At 75.0% G+C, this 19,540-nt stretch carries 1 protein-coding gene (only partly in view); it reads left to right on the top strand.

The features are described 5' to 3' along the window. On the top strand, positions 1-19,540 hold the 3' portion of the coding sequence (locus tag OHS58_RS13455; RefSeq protein ID WP_328648430.1) for an SDR family NAD(P)-dependent oxidoreductase. 8,033 nt of this gene lie to the left of the window's left edge; the window shows 19,540 of its 27,573 coding nt (coding positions 8,034-27,573); its start codon lies beyond the left edge, outside the window; it ends in the stop codon at positions 19,538-19,540.

Raw genomic sequence — 19,540 nt, 5'->3', positions numbered from 1 at the left:
CGATCCGCAGCAGCGGCTGCTGCTGGAGACGTCGTGGGAGGCGTTCGAGCAGGCGGGCATCAACCCGTTGTCGCTCAAGGGATCCGACACCGGCGTCTTCGCCGGCGTGATGTACCACGACTACGCGGCCGTCACCGCCGGGCAGGACCCGGACGCGCGCGGCTTCGACGTCAACGGCACCGCCGGCAGCGTCGCCTCGGGCCGCGTCTCCTACGCGCTCGGCCTGGAAGGTCCCGCCGTCACGGTCGACACGGCGTGCTCGTCGTCGCTGGTCGCACTGCACTGGGCGTCGCAGGCGCTGCGTTCGGGGGAGTGCTCCCTCGCGCTGGCCGGCGGCGTGACGGTGATGTCCACCCCGGCGACGTTCCTCGACTTCGCGCGCCAAGGCGGCCTCGCCGGCGACGGGCGCTGCAAGTCCTTCTCCGACGACGCCGACGGCACCGGCTGGTCCGAAGGCGTCGGCCTGCTGGTCCTCGAGCGCCGGTCGGACGCGCTCCGCAACGGCCACCGCATCCTCGCCGTCGTGCGGGGGAGTGCGGTCAACCAGGACGGCGCGTCCAACGGCCTCACCGCCCCGAACGGCCCGTCGCAGCAACGTGTCATCCGCCAGGCCCTCGCGAGCGCCGGACTGTCCACAACGGACGTCGACGTCGTCGAAGCCCACGGCACCGGAACGAAACTCGGCGACCCGATCGAAGCTCAGGCCCTGCTGGCCACCTACGGCCAGGACCGCGAAACGCCGTTGCTGCTGGGTTCCGTCAAGTCCAACCTCGGGCACACCCAGGCCGCGGCCGGCGTCGCGGGCATCATCAAGATGATCCTCGCCATGCGTCACGGCGTCGTCCCGAAGTCGCTCTGGGCCGGGACGCCGTCGTCCCACGTCGAGTGGGACACCGGCGCGGTCGAGCTGGTCGCCGAGGCCCGCGACTGGCCCGCGGTCGACCGGGCGCGGCGGGCCGGGATCTCGTCGTTCGGGATCAGCGGCACCAACGCCCACGTCGTCATCGAAGCCCCCGCGCCCGCGCGCACCCCCGAACCGCGGCCGGTGCCGCCGGTCGTGCCGTGGGTGCTCTCGGCCCGCTCCGACGCCGCCCTCGACGCGCAGACCGAGCGGCTGGCCGGGCTCGACCCGCTCGACGCCGGATACTCCCTGGTCACCACCCGCGCGACCTTCGCCCACCGAGCGGTCCTCCTCGCGACTCCGGACGGCGTGCGGGAGGCGGCCCGAGGACAAGCGGCTGCGAAAAGCGTCGCCTTCCTGTTCACCGGTCAGGGCGCCCAGCGGCTCGGCATGGGCCGCGAGCTGGCGGAGGAGTACCCGGTCTTCGCCGCGGCCTTGGACGAGGTCCTCGCCCGTTTCGACCCGGAACTCCGGGACGTCATCTGGGGCGCGGATCCCGCCCTGATCGCCGAGACCGGAACCGCCCAGCCCGCACTGTTCGCCATCGAAGTCGCCCTGGCCAAGCTTCTCAGCGCTTGGGGTGTCCGCCCCGATTACGTCGCCGGGCATTCGATCGGCGAGATCGCGGCCGCCCACATCGCCGGTGTCCTGTCCCTGGAAGACGCGTGCGCGCTGGTCTCGGCGCGTGGCCGCTTGATGCAGGCCCTGCCGCCGGGCGGTGCGATGGTCGCGGTGCGAGCGTCCGAAGAGGACGTTCGCGTGGCGCTCACCGACGGCGTCGACATCGCGGCGGTCAACGGCTCGCGTTCGGTCGTGCTGTCCGGCGTCGAGGCCGCGGTACTGGAAGTGGCGGCGAAGTTCGAGAAGACCACTCGCCTCAAGGTGAGCCACGCCTTCCACTCGCACCTGATGGACCCGATGCTCGACGACTTCCGTGCGGTCGTGGCCGAGCTGACCCTCAACGAGCCGCAGCTCCCGGTGATCGCCGCCGGGGACGTGACGTCGCCGGAGTACTGGGTCGAGCACGTCCGGGCCACTGTCCGCTTCGGCGACACCCTCGGCCGGCTCGCCGACGCCGGCGTCACCACGTACGTCGAGGTCGGGCCGGACGCCGTGTTGGCCGGGATGGTCGACGCGGACGCCGTCGTCACGCCGGTGCTGCGCCGGGACCGGCCCGAAACCGTGGCCGTCCTCGAAGCCCTCGCCCGGGTGCACGTCGCCGGGACCACCGTCGACTGGGCCGCGTGGTTCGCCGGCCGCGGCGCGCGGACCGTCGACCTGCCCACCTACCCCTTCCAGCGCAGCCGGTTCTGGCCCGCCGCGCGCGCCACCGGCGACCTCCGCGGCGCCGGTCTCGCCGCCGCGGGGCACCCGCTGCTGGGCGCGGCGCTCGACCTCGCCGACGACGGCGGTGTCGTGCTCACCGGCCTGCTCACCACCGCGACCCGGCCCTGGCTCGCCGACCACACCGTGCTCAGCGAGACCGTCCTGCCGGGTACCGCGTTCGTCGAACTCGCCCTCGCCGCGGGCGCCGACCTCGGCTGCGAGCGCGTCGACGAACTCACCATCGAGGCCCCGCTGGTCCTCGAGTCGAGCGGACGGCAGCTCCAGCTGCGCATCAGCGCCCCCGGCGACGCGGGCGCCCGCGAGTTCACGTTCTCGTCCCGGACCGACGGCAGCACCGACGACCCCTGGACCCGGCACGCCGCGGGCTGGCTCGTCCCGGACACCGCCGTGCCTGACACCTCCGAGGCTTGGCCGCCCGTCGACGCCGAACCCCTCGACCTGACCGGCCTGACCGAACGGCTCGCCGAAGACGGCCTCGGGTACGGCCCCGCGTTCCCCGGCCCGTCCGCCGCCTGGCGCCGCGACGGCGAGATCTTCGCCGAGGTCGCCCTCCCGAGCACGGACCAGCCGGACGCCTACGGCCTGCACCCGGCCCTGTTCGACGCGACCCTGCGCGTGGTTTCCCTGCTGAGCCCCGACTTCACGGGCAGCGTCCCGTTCTCGTGGCACGGCGTCTCCCTGCACGCCACCGGCGCGTCCGCCCTGCGCGTGCGGCTCACCCCGGGCGACGGCGACGCGATCCGCGTCACCGCCGCCGACCCGTCGGGCACCCCGGTCGTCACGGTGGACCGCCTCACCTTGCGCCGCACCGGCCCGGCCGCCCGGACGCAGGCCCGCTCCCTGCTGCGCCTGGACTGGACGCCGATCCCGGTGCCGGACGCGGACCCGATCCGCGAGACCGACGATCCCGCGTCGCTGACGGAACCGCCGGAGTTCGTCGCCTGGCCGGTCGCCGGAGACCTCCGTGCCGTGCCGCTGTCCCTGCGCCGCGAGACCGGCCGGGTCCTGACGCAGCTGCAGAACTGGCTGACCCGGGACAGCGCGGCCACCCTGGTCGTCGTCACGCGGGGCGCGTGGGACGGCACCGATCCGGTCGCCGCGGCCGCCGCGGGGCTCGTCCGCTCCGCGCAGGCCGAGCACCCCGGCCGCTTCGTGCTCGTCGACACCGACGACTCCACACCGCTGACCACGGCGATCGTGGCCACCGGCGAACCGGTGCTCAAGATCAGCGACGGCCGGGTCCACGCCGCCCGGCTCGCGCGGATCACCGAAACACCGCAGGAGATCGACGAGCGGGACGGCACCGTCCTGATCACCGGCGGTACCGGCGGCCTCGGCAGCGCCGTCGCGAAACACCTGGCCGTGCGCGGGCGCCGTGACCTCCTGCTGGTCAGCCGGTCCGGCCGCACCGCGCCCGGCCTGCTCGACGACCTGGCCGCGCTGGGCGCGCACGTCGAGGTCGCCGCGTGCGACGTCGGCGACCGGGCGGCCGTCGAGCGCCTTCTCGACGGCCGTGAGATCACCGCCGTCGTGCACGCCGCCGGTGTCCTCGACGACGGCATCCTCGCCGCCCTCACCCCGGAGCGGTTCGAGCAGGTCCTGCGGGCCAAGGCCGACGGCGCCTGGCACCTCCACGAGCTGACCACCGGCCTCACCGACTTCGTGCTGTTCTCCTCGGTCGTCGGCACCTTCGGCGGCGCGGGACAGGCGAACTACGCCGCCGCCAACGCCTTCCTCGACGCCCTCGCCCGCCGCCGTCACCGCGACGGCCTGCCCGCGCGCTCGCTCGGCTGGGGCCCGTGGGAGTCCGGCAGCGGCATGACGGCGACGCTCTCGGACACCGACCTGCGGCGCCTCGCCGAAGCGGGCATGCCGCCGGTGTCCACTGAGGACGGACTCGCGCTGTTCGACGCCGCTCGCGGCACCGGCGAGCCCGCCGTCCTGCCGTTGCCGCTCGACCTGGCCGCCGTGCGACGGCAGCCGGAGATCCCGCACGTCCTGCGCGGCCTCGTCCGCCCGGCCCGCCGCCGGGCCACCGCGGCCGCCGGGGACCTCACCGGCACGCTCACCCGGCTCCCCGTCACCGAGCGCGCCGACGCGCTGAAAGGCCTGGTCGCCACGCACGTCGCCCTGGCCCTCGGGCACGCCGACGCGGCCGCGATCGAGCCGGGCCGGGCGTTCTCCGACCTCGGGTTCGACTCGCTGAGCGGCGTCGACCTGCGCAACCGCCTCGCCGCGGCGACCGGGTTGCGGCTGCCGAGCACCCTCGTCTTCGACCACCCGACCGTCACCGCCCTGGCCGAGCACCTCCTGGCCGAGCTGTTCGACGCCGACGCGCCGGTCGCCGAGGTTCGCAAGGCCGCGACCACGACCGACCCGATCGTCATCGTCGGCATGAGCTGCCGTTATCCCGGCGGCGTCACCACGCCCGAGCAGCTGTGGGACCTGATCAACGACGGCGGCGACGCCATCTCGGAGTTCCCCGCCAACCGCGGCTGGGACCTGGACGCGCTCTACGACCCGGACCCCGACCACGCTGGCACGTCCTACACCCGCCACGGCGGGTTCCTGCACGACGCCGGGCAGTTCGACGCCGAGTTCTTCGGCATGAGCCCGCGTGAGGCCGTCGCCACCGACGTCCAGCAGCGGTTGCTGCTGGAGACGTCGTGGGAGGCGATCGAGCGCGCCGGGATCGACCCGGTCGTGCTGCGCGGCAGCGCCACCGGCGTCTTCGCCGGCGTGATGTACCACGACTACAGCCGCCTGCTCGACGGCAGTGAGGACGCCGAGGGCTACCAGACCAGCGGCAGCGCGGGCAGCGTCGCCTCCGGCCGGGTGTCCTACGTGCTCGGCCTGGAAGGACCGGCCGTCACGGTCGACACCGCCTGCTCGTCGTCGCTGGTCGCACTGCACCTCGCCGCGCAGGCGCTGCGGTCGGGGGAGTGCGACCTGGCGCTGGCCGGCGGCGTGACGGTGATGTCGACGCCGTCGACGTTCGTCGAGTTCTCCCGCCAGCGCGGCCTGTCCGAGGACGGCCGCTGCCGCTCCTTCGGCGACGGTGCGAACGGCACCGGCTGGTCCGAAGGCGCCGGGATGCTGCTGCTGGAACGGCTGTCCGACGCGCGGCGGCTCGGGCACCCGGTGCTGGCCGTCGTCCGCGGCTCCGCGCTCAACCAGGACGGCGCCTCCAACGGCCTGACCGCGCCCAACGGCCCGTCTCAGCAACGTGTCATCCGCCAGGCCCTCGCCAACGCCGGGCTGGCTGCAACGGACGTCGACGCGGTCGAAGGCCACGGCACCGGGACGTCGCTGGGCGACCCGATCGAAGCCCAGGCCCTGCTCGCGACCTACGGCCGTGACCGCGAAACGCCGCTGCTGCTGGGTTCGGTGAAGTCGAACCTCGGGCACACCCAGGCCGCCGCCGGTGTCGCCGGGATCATCAAGATGGTCCTGGCCATGCGCCACGGCGTGCTGCCCCGGACCCTGCACGCCGAGACGCCGTCGTCGCGCGTCGACTGGGCCGAGGGCGGGGTCACCCTGCTCGCCGAGCCGACGCCGTGGCCGGAGACGGGCCGCCCGCGCCGCGCGGCGGTCTCGTCGTTCGGGATCAGCGGCACCAACGCCCACGCGATCGTCGAACAGCCGCCCGCCACACCGACCGCCCCCGCAGCGCCCCGGCCGGAAGTCGTGCCCTGGGTGCTGTCCGCGAAGTCCGAAGAGGCCCTGCACGCCCAGGCCGCGCAGCTGGCCGGACTGACCGCCGATCCCCTGGACGTCGGCCACTCTCTGGCCACGACCCGCTCCCGGTTCACGCACCGGGCTGTCGTCCTCGCCGACCACGCCGACGCCCTGACCGCACTCGGGTCGCACCCCGCGGTCGTCACCGGCGAGGTCGTCCCGGGCCGCACTGCGTTCGTCTTCAGCGGGCAGGGCGGCCAGCGCACCGGCATGGGACGCGAGCTGGCCCAACGGTTCCCGGTCTTCGCCGAGGCTCACGCCGCCGTGCTCGCGCAGTTCGGCGACCGGATCGCCGACGTCGTCGGCGGCGACGACCAGACCGCGCTCGACCGCACCGAGTTCGCCCAGCCCGCGTTGTTCGCGCTCCAGGTCGCGCTGCTGCGGCTGGCCGCGTCGTGGGGCGTCGAGCCCGACCTCGTCGCCGGCCACTCGATCGGCGAGATCACCGCGGCTCACACCGCCGGGGTCCTTTCCCTCGAAGACGCGTGCACGCTCGTCGCCGCCCGCGGCGCGCTGATGCAGGCGCTGCCCGCCGGCGGCGCGATGATCGCGTTGCAGGCCACCGAAGACGAGGTGCGTCCGCTGCTCGGCGCGGACGTCTCGATCGCCGCGGTGAACGGGCCGCGTTCGGTCGTCGTCGCCGGGGCGGAGGACGCCGTCGTCGCGATCGCCGCACGGTTCGAGAAGACGCGGCGGCTCACCGTCTCGCACGCGTTCCACTCGCCGCTCATGGAGCCGATGCTCGCGGACTTCGCCGACGTCCTCGCGGGCCTGACCTTCCACGAGCCGCGCCTGCCGCTCGTCTCCACCGTGAGCGCCGACGCCGACGTCACCACCGTCGAGCACTGGGTGCGGCACACGCGTGACGCCGTCCGCTTCGCCGACGGTGTCACGGCGCTGGTGGCCGCGGGCGCGTCCCGGTTCGTCGAGGCGGGCCCGGACGGCGTGCTGTCCGCGCTGGTCGCGGGCGTGGCGCCGGACGCCGTCGCGGTGCCGCTGCTGCGCCGTGACCGCGGCGAGGAGATCGCCTTCACCGAAGCCGTCGCGCGGCTGCACGTCTCGGGCGCCGACGTCGACTGGACGCCGGCCCTGACCGGCGGCCGCCGCACCGACCTGCCCACCTACCCGTTCCGGCGCGAGCTGTTCTGGCCGCCGGCCACCCGGACCGGCGGCGACGCGACGTCGCTCGGGCTCGGCGCGCCGGGGCACCCGCTGCTCGACGGGACCGTCCGCCTCGCCGGCTCCGACGAGGTCGTGCTGACCAGCCGGCTTTCCCTGCACACCCAGCCGTGGCTGGCCGAGCACGTCGTGTACGGCCAGGTCCTGCTGCCGGGCACGGCGCTGGCCGAGATGGCCATCCGCGCCGGCGACGAGACCGGCTGCCCCCGCATCGACGAGCTGACCATGGCCGTCCCGCTGGTCGTGCCGCCGCAGGGTGGCGTCCAGGTGCAGGTCCGGGTCGGCGAGCCGGACGCCCGCGGCCGACGCCCGGTCGGCATCCACTCGCGGACCGCGGACGCCTGGACCGAACACGCCGCGGGCACCCTGAGCCCGGCCACCCCGGTGTCCACTGTGTCTGATTCGGACACCACGGCCTGGCCGCCGCCGGACGCGATTCCGGTGCCCCTGGACGACTTCTACGAGAGCTTCGCCGCGGACGGCTTCGACTACGGCCCCCGGTTCCGCGGCCTGCGCGCGGCCTGGCGGCGCGGCGACGACGTCTTCGCCGAGGTCGAACTGGACCCCGCCCACCACGCCGAAGCGGCCGGGTTCGGCCTGCACCCGGCGTTGCTGGACGCGGCTCTGCACGCCGTGACGCTCCGCCCGGACGCCCCGGCCGCGCGTGAACTCCCGTTCTCCTGGCAGGGCTTCTCACTGCACGCCGCCGGAGCCGTCGCCCTGCGGGTCCGCGTGACCCCCGGCATCGGCCTCGAACTGACCACCGCCGACGGCGACCCGGTGGCGACCATCGACTCCCTGGTCGTCCGCGAAGCCGGCCGCGACGCCGTGCGCCGCAACGATTCCCTGTTCCAGCTCGACTGGACGCCGGTGCCGATCCCCGAGGCGACCGCGCTTTCGGTCGCGCTCCTGGGCGACGACCCCTTCGGCATCGGAGTGGCCGCGCTGGACGACCGCGCCGACGCACCCGACGTCGTCGTCACGTGCCTGACCGGCGACCCGGCCGACGTGCCGGGCTCGGCGGCCGACCTCGCCGATCGAGCCCTCGAGCTGGCCCAGCGCTGGATCGCGGACGACCGGTACGCCGACACGAAACTGGTCTTCGTGACCCGCGATGGCGACCTCCCGGCCGCCGCCGTGTGGGGTCTCGTGCGCGCCGCGCAGGCCGAGCACCCGGGCCGCTTCGGCCTCCTCGAACTCGACGGGTCCACGCTGCCGCCGGCCGCTCTCGCGACCGAAGAACCGCAGGTCGCGCTGCGTGACGGCAATCTGCTCGCGGCCCGCTTCGCACCCGCCGTACCGACGGAAGGCAGAGCCTGGGACCCCGAGGGGACCGTCCTGATCACGGGCGGCACCGGGGGACTGGGCGCCGTCCTGGCCCGGCACCTGGTGACCGAGCACGGGGCCCGTCGCCTGCTGCTGGTCAGCCGCCGCGGCGCCGACAGCCCGGGCGCTGCGGACCTCGTGGCGGAGCTGCGGACCGCCGGTGCCGACGTCGTCGTCGAGGCCTGCGACGTCGCCGACCGCGCCCAGCTCACCGCACTGCTGGCGAACCACCCGCCGGCCGCCGTCGTCCACGCCGCCGGTGTCCTCGACGACGCGCCCCTCGAAGCGATGACGCCCGAGCGGCTCGCGACCGTCCGGCGGCCGAAGGCGGACGCCGCCTGGCTGCTCCACGAACTGACCGGCGACCTGACCGCGTTCGTGCTGTTCTCCTCGGTCTCGGGCACCCTCGGCATCCCCGGCCAGGCCAACTACGGCGCCGCCAACGCCTTCCTCGACGCCCTCGCCGCCCACCGCCGGGCCCAAGGCCTCCCGGCCGTCTCCCTCGCCTGGGGCCCGTGGGTCCCGACGACCGGCATGACCGCCGACCTCGGCGAGGCCGGTCTCGACCGCCTCGCCCGCGCCGGATTCCCGCCGCTGTCCGTCGAGCAGGGGCTTCAGCTGTTCGACGCGGCGCTGTCCGCGGCCGCGCCGGTGCTGCTGCCGGTCCGCCTCGACCGGGCTGCTCTCCAGGCCCGCGACGAGATCCCGCACCCCCTGCGCGGCCTGGTCCGCGCGCCCGCCCGCCGCACCCTGGCGGTCGCCGAAGGCGCGCTCGAACGCCGCCTGCGGACCCGGTCCACGGAGGAACGGCTGCAGGAAGCGGGCGTCGTCGTCGCCAACGAGGTCGCGCACGTCCTCGGCCACACCGGCACCCGCAAGATCGCGCCGACGCGCTCCTTCGCCGAGCTCGGCTTCGACTCGCTCACCGCCGTCGAACTGCGCAACCGCCTCAACGCCGCCACGGGACTGCGGCTCCCGGCGACGCTCGTGTTCGACTACCCGACCGTCGGGGCCCTGGCCGCGCACATCGTCGGGGAGATCTTCGGGGACGCGCCGGTCGAGACCGTCCGCGCGACGGGTGTCGTCGACGGCGACCCGATCGTCATCGTCGGCATGGCCTGCCGGTACCCGGGCGGCGTGACGTCGCCCGAGGACCTGTGGCGGCTCGTCCGCGAAGGCGGCGACGCGATCAGCGAGTTCCCCGCCGACCGCGGCTGGGACGTCGGCGCGCTCTACGACCCCGACCCGGACCACGCCGGGACGTCCTACACCCGCCACGGCGGCTTCCTGCACGACGCCGCGGAGTTCGACGCGGACTTCTTCGGGATGAGCCCGCGCGAAGCCGTCGCGACCGACGTCCAGCAGCGGCTGCTGCTGGAGACGTCGTGGGCCGCGGTCGAGAGCGCGGGCGTCGACCCGGTCTCGCTGCGCGGCAGCGCGACCGGCGTGTTCGCCGGCGTCATGTACAGCGACTACAGCCGCCTGCTCGACGGCAGCGAAGACGTCGAGGGCTACAAGACCAGCGGCAGCGCGGGCAGCGTCGCCTCGGGCCGCGTCTCGTACGCGCTCGGGCTGGAAGGCCCGGCCGTCACCGTCGACACCGCGTGCTCGTCGTCCCTGGTCGCCCTGCACTGGGCGGCCCAGGCGCTGCGGGCCGGCGACTGCGACCTCGCCCTCGCGGGCGGCGTCACGGTGATGTCGACGCCGGCGGCGTTCGTCGAGTTCTCCCGCCAGCGCGGCCTCGCCGCCGACGGCCGCTCGAAGCCGTTCTCCGACAGCGCCGACGGCGTCGGCTGGTCGGAAGGCGTCGGCATCCTGGTCCTGGAACGCCTCTCCGACGCCCAGCGCCACGGCCACGAGATCCTCGCCGTCGTCCGCGGCTCGGCGGTCAACCAGGACGGCGCGTCCAACGGCCTCACCGCGCCGAACGGCCCGTCGCAGCAACGTGTCATCCGCCAAGCGCTCGCGGGCGCCGGACTGTCCACTTCGGACGTGGACGTCGTCGAAGCCCACGGCACCGGCACGAAACTCGGCGACCCGATCGAGGCCCAGGCTCTCCTGGCCACCTACGGCCAGGATCGGGAAACCCCGCTGCTGCTGGGTTCGGTCAAGTCGAACCTAGGGCACACCCAGGCCGCGTCCGGCGTCGCCGGGATCATCAAGATGGTCCAGGCGATGCGCCACGGCGTCGTGCCGCGGACGCTGCACGTCACCGAACCGTCGAAGCACGTCGACTGGACGGCGGGCGCGGTCGAGCTGACCACCGCCGAAACCGCCTGGCCCCACGCGGACCGGGCGCGCCGCGCGGGTGTCTCGTCGTTCGGGATCAGCGGCACGAACGCCCACGTCATCCTGGAACAGCCCGCGACGCCGACCCCGGCCGCCGCACGGCCGGAGGCCGCGACCGTCCCGTGGCTGCTCAGCGCCAAGACCCCGGAAGCGTTGCGGGCCCAGGCTGCCGTGCTCCGCGAGCACGTCACCGGAGCCGACCACCGCGACGTCGCGTGGACCCTGGCCCACGGCCGGTCCCGCTTCGACGCGCGGGCCGTCGTCCTCGCCGGCCCGGACCACGACGGCACGGCCCTGGCCGCCTTGAGCGCGAGCGCTACCCACCCGGACGTCGTGACCGGTACCCAGACCACCGGCCGGACGGCGTTCCTGTTCTCCGGCCAGGGTTCCCAGCGCCTCGGCATGGGCCGGGACCTGGCCGCCGCCGACGCCGTGTTCGCGGCCGCGCTGGACAGCGTGCTCGCCGGGTTCGCCCCGGCGGTCCGCGAGGTCATGTGGGGCGACGACGCCGCCGCGCTCAACCGCACCGAACACGCGCAGGCCGCGCTGTTCGCCGTCGAGGTCGCGTTGTTCCAGGCCCTGACCGCGCGTGGGGTGCGCCCCGACTACGTCGCCGGGCACTCGATCGGCGAGATCGCCGCCGCGCACGTCGCCGGCGTGTTCTCCCTGGATGACGCCTGCCGCCTGGTCGCCGCGCGTGGCCGGCTGATGCAGGCACTCCCGCCGGGCGGCGCGATGGTTGCCCTGCGCGCCACCGAAGCCGACGTCCTCCCGCTGCTCGGCGACGACGTCTCCCTGGCCGCGGTGAACGGCCCCCGCTCGGTCGTGATCGCCGGGCCGGAGGCCGCGGTGCTGGCCGTCGCGGAGCGGTTCGGCGACGCCAAGCGGCTCAGCGTCTCGCACGCGTTCCACTCGTCGCTGATGGACCCGATGCTCGCCGAGTTCGCCGCCGTCGCGGCGGAGCTGACCTACCACGAGCCGTCGATCCCGGTGGTGGCCGCGGGAATCGTCACCTCGCCCGCTTATTGGGTGAGCCAGGTGCGCGAGCCCGTCCGCTACCTCGACGCGCTGCGGGCCCTCGAAGCGTGGGACGTCGACCGGTACGTCGAACTCGGCCCGGACGCCGTGCTCGCCGGGCTCGCGGCCGACGTCGTGGACGCGGTCGTCGTCCCGGCCCTGCGCCGCGACCGCGACGAATCCCGCACGTTCCTGACCGCCCTCGCCCGGCTTTACGTCTCCGGCCTGCCGGTGTCGTGGGACGGCTTCGTCGAGGGACGCGCAGTCCCGGTGCCGACGTACGCCTTCCAGCACCAGCGGTTCTGGCCGCACGCCCGCGCCGTGGCCGGTGACCCGGCCGGGCTGGGCCTCGGCGCGCCCGGGCACCCGCTGCTCGGCGGGTCGGTCGAGCTGGCCGAGGACGCCGGTCTGCTGTTCACCGGCCGGCTCTCGACGCAGACGCAGCCGTGGCTGGCCGACCACACGGTCCTCGGCACGACGGTGCTGCCCGGCACGGCGTTCGTCGAACTCGTCCGCCGCGCCGGCGACGAGGCCGGCTGCCCGGCCGTCCGCGAGCTGACCCTCCTGGAGCCACTGGCCCTCGACACGGCCGCGCACCTGCAGATCCGCGTCGCCGCGCCGGACGCCGCGGGCCTGCGCGACGTCGACGTGTTCTCCCGCCCCGAAGGCGACCACGGCAGCTGGACCCGGCACGCGACCGGCGTCCTGGAGCCGTCGACCGGCACGGCCGCGACCGACGTGACCCGCCCGGCCGACGCGATCCCGGTCGACGCCGACTACGAAACCCTCGCCGCGCCAGGCCTCGGTTACGGGCCCGCGTTCCAGGGCCTGCGCCGGGTCTGGCGCAGCGGCGAGGACGTCTACGCCGAGATCGAACTGGGCGAGGACACCGCCGCGTTCGGCCTGCACCCCGCGTTGCTCGACTCGGTTCTGCACGCGGTGGCCCTCACGGCGGACCACACCCGCCCGCACGTGCCGTTCAGCTGGCGCGGCGTCCGGCTGCACGCCGCCGGGGCGTCGTTCCTGCAGGCCCGCATCACCCCGGCCGGGACCGACACGGTCTCCCTGGCCCTCGCGGACGCCGACGGCAACCCGGTCGCCACGGTCGACGCCGTGACGTTCCGGCCCGCCGCGGTCACCCGCTCCCGGTCCGCCGTCAAGGACGCCCTGCTGCGGCTCGACTGGATCCCGGCCACGGCCGCACCGAGCACGTCGTCCGTGCTCCTCGAAGGCACGCTGGCCGACCTGGCGGAGGTGCCGGACCACGTCGTCGTCCCGATCTCCGGAGGAGACGTCCACGAAGTCACCGCCGGGGCGCTCACCCTGGTCCGCGACTGGCTCGCCGACCCGCGCTTCGCCGACGCGAAACTCGTTTTCCACACCCGCGGCGCCACCGACGGCACCGACCTCGCCGCGGCCGCCGTCTGGGGGCTCGTCCGCTCCGCGCAGACCGAGCACCCGGACCGCTTCCTGCTCGTCGACGGAGAACTCGCCTTCGTCGCCGGAGAACCGCAGGTCCGCGTGCGTGACGGCGAGCTGGCCGTGCCGCGCCTGGTGCGCGCCGACGTCACATCCGAGCCGTGGACCTGGGATCCCGACGGGACCGTCCTGATCACCGGCGGCACCGGGGGACTGGGCCGCCTGCTGGCCCGGCACCTGGTGCGGGAGCACGGCATGCGGCACGTGCTGCTGGTCAGCCGCAGCGCTCAGGTCGACATCGACCTCGGCGCCGAGGTGACCGTCGCGCGCTGCGACGTCACCGACCGCGCAGCGCTCAAGGCCCTGATCGACGGCCTCGAGCACCCGCTCACCGCCGTCGTCCACGCGGCCGGCGTCCTGGACGACGCGACCGTCGAGACCCTGACCGACGACCAGCTCCACCGCGTCCTGCGCACCAAGGCGGACGCCGCCTGGGCGCTGCACGAGCTGACCGCCGACCTCGCCGGGTTCGTGTTGTTCTCCTCGATCGCCGGCACCATCGGCGGCGCGGGCCAGGCGAACTACGCCGCGGGCAACGCGTTCCTCGACGCGCTGGCCCACCACCGCGCCGCGCTCGGGCTACCCGCCGTCTCGCTGGCCTGGGGCCCGTGGTCCGGCACCGACGGCATGACGGCGGACCTCACCGACGCCGACGTCCGCCGGATGGCCCGCGACGGCATCTCGGTCCTCACGGCCGAGGACGGCCTGGAGCTGTTCGACGCCGCCCTCGGCGCCGGGACGCCGGTGCTCGCGCCGGTCCGGCCGGCCGCGTCGGCGACCGGCGAGGTCGCGCCGCCGCTGCGGGGGCTGGTCCGCGCGACCACCCGCCGCGCCAAGGCGGCGAGCACCGGCGAGCTGGGCCGGCGGCTGGCCGGGCTCACCGGGGCCGAACGCCGGGACGTCGTCGCGGACCTGGTCGCCGGGCAGGTCGCCGCGGTGCTCGGGCACGCCGACAGCACGTCGATCGACCCCGGCCGGGCGTTCTCGGCCATGGGCTTCGACTCGCTCACCGGCGTCGAGCTGCGGAACCGGATCGCCACCGCGACCGGGCTGCGGCTGCCCACGACGCTCGTCTTCGACCACCCGAACGCGGCCGCGCTGACGGCCCACCTGCTCGCCGAACTGGTCGGCACGACCGAAACGGCCGCCGAGGCACGTCCGGTCCGCGCGGCCGACGACGACCCGATCGTCATCGTCGGCATGGGCTGCCGCTACCCGGGCGGCGCCGGCTCCCCGGCCGAGTTCTGGGATCTGGTCGCCGCCGGTACCGACGCGATCGGCGGCTTCCCGGCCGACCGCGGCTGGGACCTCGGCGCGCTCTACGACCCGGACCCCGACCACACGGGCACGACCTACACCCGCGAAGGCGGTTTCCTGCACGCCGCGGCCGAGTTCGACGCTGCGTTCTTCGGGATGAGCCCGCGCGAGGCCGTCGCCACCGACGTCCAGCAGCGGCTCCTGCTGGAGACGTCGTGGGAGGCCCTGGAACACGCGGGGATCGACCCGGTGAGCCTGCGCGGCTCGTCGACCGGCGTGTTCGCGGGCGTGATGTACAGCGACTACGGCGGCCTGCTCACCGGCGGCGAGTACGAAGGCCAGCAGGGTTACGGCAGCGCCCCGAGCGTCGCCTCCGGCCGCGTCGCCTACACCCTCGGCCTCGAAGGTCCCGCGGTCACGGTGGACACGGCGTGCTCGTCGTCGCTGGTGGCGCTGCACTGGGCGTCGCAGGCCCTGCGGGCGGGGGAGTGCTCGCTCGCTTTGGCCGGTGGCGTGACGGTGATGTCCACCCCGGCCACGTTCGTCGAGTTCTCGCGCCAGCGCGGGCTGTCCCCGGACGGCCGGTGCAAGGCGTTCTCCGACGACGCCGACGGCACCGGCTGGTCCGAGGGCGTCGGCCTGCTGGTGCTGGAACGCCGGTCGGACGCGCTCCGCAACGGCCACCGCATCCTCGCCGTCGTGCGGGGGAGTGCGGTCAACCAGGACGGCGCGTCCAACGGCCTCACCGCCCCGAACGGCCCGTCGCAGCAACGCGTCATCCGCCAGGCCCTGGCCAGCGCCGGACTGTCCACTTCGGACGTCGACGTCGTCGAGGCTCACGGCACCGGCACGAAACTGGGCGACCCGATCGAGGCTCAGGCCCTTCTGGCCACCTACGGCCAGGACCGGGAAACCCCGCTGCTGCTGGGCTCGGTGAAGTCCAACTTCGGGCACACCCAGGCCGCCGCCGGTGTCGCAGGCATCATCAAGATGGTCGAGGCGATGCGCCACGGAATCGTGCCCAAGTCGCTGCACGTCGGCGAGCCGTCGTCCCATGTGGACTGGGACGCCGGCGCCGTCGAGCTGGTCGGCGAAACCCGCGGCTGGCCGGAGGTCGGCCGGGCGCGGCGGGCCGGGATCTCGTCGTTCGGGATCAGCGGCACCAACGCCCACGTGATCATCGAGCAGGCTCCCGAGCCGCCCGCCGCACCGGTCGCCGGGCTCGCCGTCTGGCCGCTGTCCGCGCGCTCCGCCGCTGCGGTCCGGGCCCAGGCCGCGCGGCTCGCCGGCGTCGTCGACCGTCTGGACGCGGGCGACGTCAGTCGTGCGCTGGCCCTGCGGTCGCCGTTCCCGCACCGCGCCGCGGTGGTCTCCGAAGACCCGGCGGCCGCGCTGGCCGCGTACGTCGAGGCGGGCCCGTCCGCCGACGTCGTCGAGGGCACGGCATTGACCGGGCCGACCGCGTTCCTGTTCTCCGGACAGGGCGCGCAGCGACCGGGGATGGGCCGGCGGCTGGCCGAGCGGTTCCCGGTGTTCGCCACGGCGTTCGACGAGGTCCTGAGCCTGCTGGCCCCGGACGTCCGGGCGGCACTCGACACCGATCTCGTCGACCGCACGGAGTACACCCAGCCCGGCCTGTTCGCGTTCGAGGTCGCCGCGGCGCGGCTCCTCGAGTCGCAGGGCGTGCGCCCGGACTTCGTCACCGGCCACTCGGTGGGGGAGATCGCGGCCGCGCACATCGCGGGCGTGCTGACGCTCCAAGACGCGTGCACGCTGGTCTCCGCCCGGTCGCGCCTGATGGGCGCACTGCCCGAAGGCGGCGTGATGGTCGCCGTCCGCGCGTCCGAGGCGGACGTCTTGCCGCTGCTGAGCGACGGCGTCGACATCGCCGCGATCAACGGTCCCGAGTCGGTTGTGTTGTCCGGCCTCGAAGACGCGGTCGAAGCGGTGGCGTCGAAGTTTGCGAAGCAGCGTCGGTTGCGCGTGTCGCACGCGTTCCACTCGCTGCTGATGGAACCGATGCTGGCCGAGTTCGGCGAGGTCGTCGCGGGCCTGGAGTTCTCGACGCCGGCCGTGCCGATGATCGCGGCGGGCGACGTGACGTCACCCGGGTACTGGGTCCGGCAGGTGCGCGACGCGGTCCGTTTCGCCGACGCGGTCGACCGGCTCGCCGAGTCCGGCGTGACGCGGTTCGTCGAGGTCGGCCCGGACGCGGTGCTCGCGAGCCTGGTCGACGTCCCGGGCGCGCTCGTCGTCCCGGTGGCGCGCCGCGACCGCGACGAGGAGCGGACGTTCCTGACCGCCCTGGCCGAGCTGTACGTCTCCGGCGTCGAAGTCGCCTGGTCCACCCCCGGGCCGCGCGCGGACCTGCCGGGCTACCCGTTCGAGCACCGCCGCTTCTGGCCGCCCGTGCGTCAGGGTGACGCGCGTGGCACGGCCGGGCACCCGCTGCTCGGCGGCGTGCTCGACCTGGGCGCGTCCGGCACCGCCGTCTGCACCGGCCGGCTGTCCGCGGCGGCCCTGCCGTGGCTGGCCGACCACACGATCTTCGGCTCGATCGTGCTGCCCGGCACGGCGTTCCTCGAACTGGCCCGCCACCTCGGGACGCAGGTGGGCTGCGACCGCGTCGACGAGCTGACCCTGCTCGCCCCGCTGGTCCTGCCCGCCGACGGCGCCGCCACGATCCAGGTGTCGGCCGGCCCGGCCGACGACGCCGGGAACCGGCCGGTCGAGGTCCATTCCCTGCTCGAAGGCGGTACCTGGACCCGGCACGCCACCGGCGTGCTCACCCCGGCCACCCCGGCACCCGCGTCCGACACGGGCGAGTGGCCGCCCGCCGGAGCGTCGCCGGTGGATCTCACGGACGCCTACTCGCTGCTGGCGGACCGTGGTTTCGACTACGGCCCGGTGTTCCAGGGCCTGACGGCACTGTGGCGACAGGGCGACGAGCTGTTCGCCGAAGTGCGGCTCGACGACCCGGAGACCAGCGCGTTCGGGCTGCACCCGGCGTTGCTCGACGCCGCCCTGCACCCGAGCATGGTGGCCGACCCGGACGGCAAGCCCGCCCTGCCGTTCACCTGGCGCGGCGTGTCGTTGCACCAGACCGGCGCGGCGGACCTGCGCGTCCGGCTGGCCCCGGCGGGCCCGGACACGATCAGCATCACCATCACCGACCCGGCGGGCGCACCCGTGGCCACGGTCGACGGCCTCACGGTCCGCGAACCGGCCGCCGACCAGCTCCGGTCGAGCCACCTCTACCGGCTCACCTGGACCCCGCTGTCGGCGATCCCGGCGGCCGAGGTGACCGCCCCGGACCGCACGCTGACCGACCCGGCCCGCGCGCTCGACGACTTGGCCGCGCTGGGCACCGACGGCCCGGTCGTGGTCACCGTCCCGGCGTACCCGGGCGGCCCGACGGCCGCGACCCGCGCCGCGACCACCGCGGTCCTGGCGTTGCTGCAGGCCTGGCTGGCGGACCCGCGGTTCGACGACGTCCTCGTCCTGCGCACCAGCGGGGCCCTGACCGGCGACGACCTCGCGGCCGCCGCGGTGTGGGGCCTGGTGCGCTCGGCACAGCAGGAGAACCCGGGCCGGTTCGTCCTGGCCGACACCGACGATTCGCTGCCCTTGCGGGACTTCCTCGGTGCCGGCGAGCCGGAACTGTCCATTCGGGACGGAGCCGCGTCGGCCGCCCGGCTCGACCGGGCCGTCACCGGTCCCGACGTCACGGAGTGGGACCCGGAACGCACGGTCCTGATCACCGGTGGCACCGGCGGTCTCGGCGCCCTCGTCGCGCGGCGGCTCGCCGCGGCCGGGCAGCGGAAACTGTTACTGGTCAGCCGATCCGGCGTCGCCGAGGACGGGCTCGAAGCCGACCTTCGCGCGCTGGACGCCGCGGTCACCGTCGCCGCCTGCGACGTCGGCGACCGAGCGGCACTCGTCGCGCTGCTCGACGGCGTCGACCTCACGGCCGTGGTGCACGCCGCGGGGGTGCTCGACGACGGCGTCCTCGGGTCGCTGACGCCGGACCGCTTCGAGACGGTGCTGCGGCCCAAGGCCGACGGCGCGTGGCACCTGCACGAACTCACGGCCGGGCACGACCTCGCGGGCTTCGTGCTGTTCTCGTCGCTCGCGGGGACGATCGGCGGCGCGGGGCAGGCCAACTACGCCGCGGCGAACGCGTTCCTCGATGCCCTCGCCGTCCACCGCCACGCCCACGGCCGGCCCGCGGTCTCGCTGGCGTGGGGCCCGTGGACGCCGGAGGCGGGCATGACCGCCGCCCTGCCCGACGCCGAGATCCGGCGCCTGGCCCGGGCGGGCGTCGAGCTGCTGGCGGCCGACGACGGGCTGGCCGTGTTCGACGCGGTCCGCGCGGGCGGCGACCCCCTGGCCGTGCCGGTCCACCTGAACCTGCCGGCGCTGCGCGGCCAGGACGTCCCGCCGGTGCTGCGCAAGCTGGTGCCACCGCGCCGGACCGCGGCCCCGGCCCGGGCGGACCTCGCGCCGCGGCTGGCCGGACTGTCTCCGGCGGACCGGATCGAGGTGCTCCTGGAGGTCGTGGCCGACGCGGTGGCCGTGGTGCTGGAACACGGGCCGGCGGACGTCGTCGGGCCCGACCAGGCGTTCACCGAACTCGGCTTCGACTCGCTCACCGCCGTCGAACTGCGGCGGCGCCTGGAGGGCGCCACCGGGCTGCAGCTGCCGGCGACGCTCGCGTTCGACCAGCCGACCCCGCGCGACCTCGCGGCCTACCTCGCCGAGCTGGTCGCCCCGGAGGAGAAGCCGGAGCAGGCGATCCTCGCCGACCTCGCACGGCTGGAGAAGGTGCTGCAGGACGCCGTGCTCGACCCCGGTTCGCACGAGGAGATCGCGACTCGGCTGGAGCAGCTGCGCGGCACGTGGAGCGCCCGCGAAGACGTGGAGGGCGACGGCTTCGACTTCGACGCGGCCAGCGACGAGGACGTCTTCGCGCTGCTGGACGAGAAGCTGAGCGCCGACTGGGACTGA

Source organism: Amycolatopsis sp. NBC_00348, from assembly GCF_036114655.1.
In the GTDB taxonomy this organism is placed as follows: domain Bacteria; phylum Actinomycetota; class Actinomycetes; order Mycobacteriales; family Pseudonocardiaceae; genus Amycolatopsis.
The sequence above is the reverse complement of the archived record's forward strand: the minus strand, read 5'-3'. Positions and strand labels throughout refer to the sequence as shown.